Here is a 3,587-nt window from a genome sequence, read left to right as displayed (position 1 = left end):
GTCTGGAACGGTGACGCCCGGGCGAGCACCGGCACCCTCGACTACAGCGCGCCCGTCCTGACCTGGACCGGCACCCTGCCCGCCGGGGCGACGGCCACCGTCACCTACTCCGTCACCGTCGCCCGGGAACCCGCCGGTGACAGGGCCCTGCGCAACACGGTCACCAGCCCCGACCGCACCGACTGCCCGCTGCCGGCGGCCGCCCGCCGCGCGGCCGCCGCGCCGAACTGCGAGACCGTCACCCCGGTGCGTTCCCTGCGCCTCACCAAGACCGCCACACCCGCCGAGGCCCGCCCCGGCGAGAAGGTCGACTACCGCGTCAGCGTCACCAACACCGGCACCGCCCCCTACGACCGGGCCGCCTTCACCGACGACCTGACCGGAGTCCTGGGCGCCGCGGTGTGGAACGGTGACGCCCGGGCGAGCGTGGGCACCCTCGACTACACCGCGCCCGTCCTGACCTGGACCGGCGCCCTGCCGGCCGGGGCGACGGCCACCGTCACCTACTCCGTCACCGTCCGGCCCGACGCGACGGCCGCGCGCACGCTGCGCAACACGGTGACCTCCTCGACACCGGGCGCCAACTGCGCGGACCCGTCGGACCCGGGCTGCGGCACCAGGACCCCCGTGCTGCCGCCCGTGGCGCCCCCGCCGGTGGTGCCCCCGGTGGTTCCGCCCGTCGGACCGCCGTCCCTCCCGCCCACCGGCGACCGGGCGACCGACCTCCTGCCGGCCGTGATCGCACTGCTCACGCTCGGCGCGGCCCTGACCGCCCTGCGTCGCCGTTCCTCCTGACCCCACCGTCCGGGCGGTCCGTGAGCGGGCCGCCCGGACGGTGCGGGCCCCCACTACGGGAGTGCGGTGGGGGACCGTTCGGCTGCGGCGATCCGCTCAGCCGGCTCAGCCCGCCGGCCGACGGGGCCGACCGTCCCGGCCTCGCCCGAGGCAACGGCTACGGACGGGCGTTCCCGGTGGTGCCCTGCGTCCTCTCGTCGTAGATCTCCTTGCCGTTCGCGTCGTAGGCGTGGACGTAGGGGGCCGGACGGGGGCTCCCGCCGGAGCCGGTGGAGACGGCGGCCACGTGGACGAACGCGCCGCCCCCCATGACGGTCGGGTACTGCGTCGGGTCGTCGCCGTAGCTGACGGTGACCTTGGCGACCTCGGACGTGTAGTGCCCGGTGCTCATCGCGAGGCGCCGGCCGTCGGCGTGGGTCGGCGTGCTGGTGTTCTCGAAGAACTCGATGAGGTGACCGGCGCCCCACGAACGGCCGTTGATGAACGTCGCCGGGACGGACGAGCTCGTGCCCGTGCTGCCCTTCGACGCGCACTGGACGTACTGGCCCGCGGAGTTGACGGCGACGACCACGCCGTCGGTGTCCGGCGAGGCGACGGGGGTGCGGACCGCGATCACCGCGCGGAACTGCGGGGCGGCGGAGCCCAGGCACGAGCCCAGGATCCCGGCGACCGCCCCGGCGTCGATCGTCGTCGTCGCCGTGCTGGTGACGGTGAAGGCGGCCGGCGGCTGGGGCGAGGCGGACACGGAGGGGGTGGCCGTGGCGGTTGCCCCCCGTTGTGGCTCCGACGACTGCTGCGGACCCGGGGACTGCTGCGGTCCCGACGAGTGCAGTGGCATCGGTGAGTGCCGTGGCTCCGGTGTGAGCAGCACGGACGGGAGGGCCAGGCACAGGGCTGCCGCGGCGCAGCCCGCCGTTGCGCCCAGGGCGCGCCGGCGGTGGCGGCGCCGGTCGGCGCGCCGGCGGATCTCGGCAGCGGGCAGGGCCGGTGCGGACATCCGTGCGCCGAGCAGCCGCAGCCGGTCACCCAGGATGTCGTGGTCGGGGTCAGACACGGAGCTTTCCCTCCTCGCTGATCGGGGTCCGGTCGGCGAGCGCGGCCGCGAGCGCGGTCCGGCCGCGGGCGAGCCGGCTCTTGACGGCGCTCACGCTGGCGCCGGTCTCGGCCGCGACCTGCTCGACGGAGAGGTCGCACATGTGGTGCAGGACCAGGGCGCCCCGCTGGGCCTCGGGCAGGTCGCGGAGCGCGCCGACCAGCATCAGGTGTTCCTCGGTGGGTGGCTCGACGACGGGTGGGTCCTGGCGGTGGTGGCGTCCGGCCAGGTGCAGGCCCCGGGCCAGCCGCCGCCAGCGGGAGTGGGCCAGCCGCCGGGCCGTCGTCCGGATCCATGCCTCCGGGGCGTCGTCCGGGTCGAGCGCGCGCCTTCGGTTCCACGCCCTGACGAAGGCCTCCTGGACCACGTCCTGGGCCTCGGACCAGTCGCCGGTTATCGCGTAGAGCTGCCCGGTCAGGCGGGAGAAGGACGCCGCGTAGAACGCGTCGAACTCCTGTGGCGTCATCAAGGGCCTCTCCTACGGGACTGTCCTCCGGTTCGCGGCACGGGCGGCCCGCGAGGGGGCGTTCCCCGGCCACGGCGGTGAAGCCGTGCGGCCGGGCGGAGCCCCCGTCCTGTACGCACGGGAGCCGCTCCCACGTTGCACCAGTGGCCTGTGACATGGATCACGCGCGGGGGCTGCGACCCGCCGGGAGCCGGGAGGCGTACAGGGGCGTCGGCGTCAACCGGGCGCCGACAGGAAAGGACTACGGATTCATGCGTATCCGCCCGATCATGCTCACCGCCGCCACGCTCACCGCGGCGGCCCTCGCGGCCGCCGGGGGCATGGCCACCGCCGCGACCGGCACCTCCACGCCCACCCCCGCGGCCTCCGGCACGCCCTCCGCCGCGCCGAGCGCCGCCCCGGCCGCCACGCCCTCCGTCACCCCGACCGCCACGCCCTCCGGCAGCGCCCCGGCGGCCGCCCCGGTGGTCCCCGGCAGTGGCTCGGCCACCACCGCTGTGCCTGTGCCCTCGTCGCCCTCGGCGCCCGCGACCGTCACGGACACGGCGACGACGACGATCGACGCCGCGACGACCACCCTGATCCTGAGCTCCTGCCTGGGCTCCGGCGCGGCGCAGTTCCAGCCGGTCGTCGCGGTCCGCACCCCCGTCGCCTCGCCGGACGCCGACGGGGTGGTCGTTGCCGTCAACTCCGCGGGCCAGTACGTCCAGTGCGCGTCGAAGGGCAGCACGGGCACGAGCTCGTCCGTCCCGGCGACGTTCATCAACGACCGCCTGTGGGGCGTCGGTCACCTGATCGAGTTCTTCGACAACTTCAGCACGCCGACCCACGCCGACGGCCGGCGCCTCTCGGTGGGTGCCGGGCACTACACGTCCGAGGTCGCCAAGGTCACCGTCAGCTACGGCGACGACCCGACGCAGTACCCGACCGTCATGGGGGGCGGCGCGTACGTCCACGCGGCGGCGCTCTCCGCGGGGAGCACCTTCTCCGGGGCCTCGTACATCCACGCCTTCAACGCGGACGGCAAGGAGATCTACAACCAGAAGACGCAGCCCAACATCAAGTAGGCGCTGCTCCGGGGCCGGGTGGTCGGGCGGATCCCGCGTCGCCCGGGCCCCACCGGCTCCTCGGGTCCCCGGTGCACCGCCCTCGCCGCCCGTCGGCCGGGGCTCCGCGCGGTCCGGGGCGTCTGACGCGGTGAGGGGGGCGGAGGGGCGTGCGCCCGGCCGAGGC

Annotated in this window: 3 protein-coding genes and 1 pseudogene; 2 read left to right on the top strand and 2 right to left on the bottom strand. The window is 75.6% G+C overall.

The window, feature by feature from the left end; translation table 11 throughout:
• Positions 1-795 (top strand): annotated as a pseudogene (locus ACFCX4_RS30580) (internalin); the annotation flags it as partial.
• Between the two features lie 157 nt (positions 796-952).
• On the opposite strand, the gene ACFCX4_RS30575 reads toward ACFCX4_RS30580, so the two are convergent.
• Positions 953-1,849, bottom strand: a complete 897-nt coding sequence (locus ACFCX4_RS30575; protein ID WP_376149479.1) for a hypothetical protein — start codon at positions 1,847-1,849, stop codon at positions 953-955.
• Positions 1,842-2,354: a SigE family RNA polymerase sigma factor gene (locus ACFCX4_RS30570; protein WP_376149477.1), complete on the bottom strand. Its 513-nt coding sequence runs from the start codon at positions 2,352-2,354 to the stop codon at positions 1,842-1,844. The genes ACFCX4_RS30575 and ACFCX4_RS30570 overlap by 8 nt, the downstream gene beginning before the upstream one ends.
• 251 nt (positions 2,355-2,605) lie before the next feature.
• On the opposite strand from ACFCX4_RS30570, the gene ACFCX4_RS30565 reads away from it, so the two are divergent.
• Positions 2,606-3,421 carry a hypothetical protein gene (locus tag ACFCX4_RS30565; RefSeq protein WP_376149474.1) on the top strand — a complete coding sequence of 272 codons (816 nt, stop codon included), beginning with the start codon at positions 2,606-2,608 and terminating at the stop codon, positions 3,419-3,421.
• The last annotated feature ends 166 nt before the right edge of the window (positions 3,422-3,587 follow it).

This window comes from Kitasatospora sp. NPDC056327 (assembly GCF_042261735.1).
GTDB lineage: Bacteria > Actinomycetota > Actinomycetes > Streptomycetales > Streptomycetaceae > Kitasatospora.
The sequence above is the reverse complement of the archived record's forward strand: the minus strand, read 5'-3'. Positions and strand labels throughout refer to the sequence as shown.

Coding starts and splice junctions, on each gene's coding strand:
- ACFCX4_RS30570 (WP_376149477.1), bottom strand. CDS start 2,354: ATGACGCCACAGGAGTTCGACGCGTTCTACGCGGCGTCCTTCTCCCGC.
- ACFCX4_RS30565 (WP_376149474.1), top strand. CDS start 2,606: ATGCGTATCCGCCCGATCATGCTCACCGCCGCCACGCTCACCGCGGCG.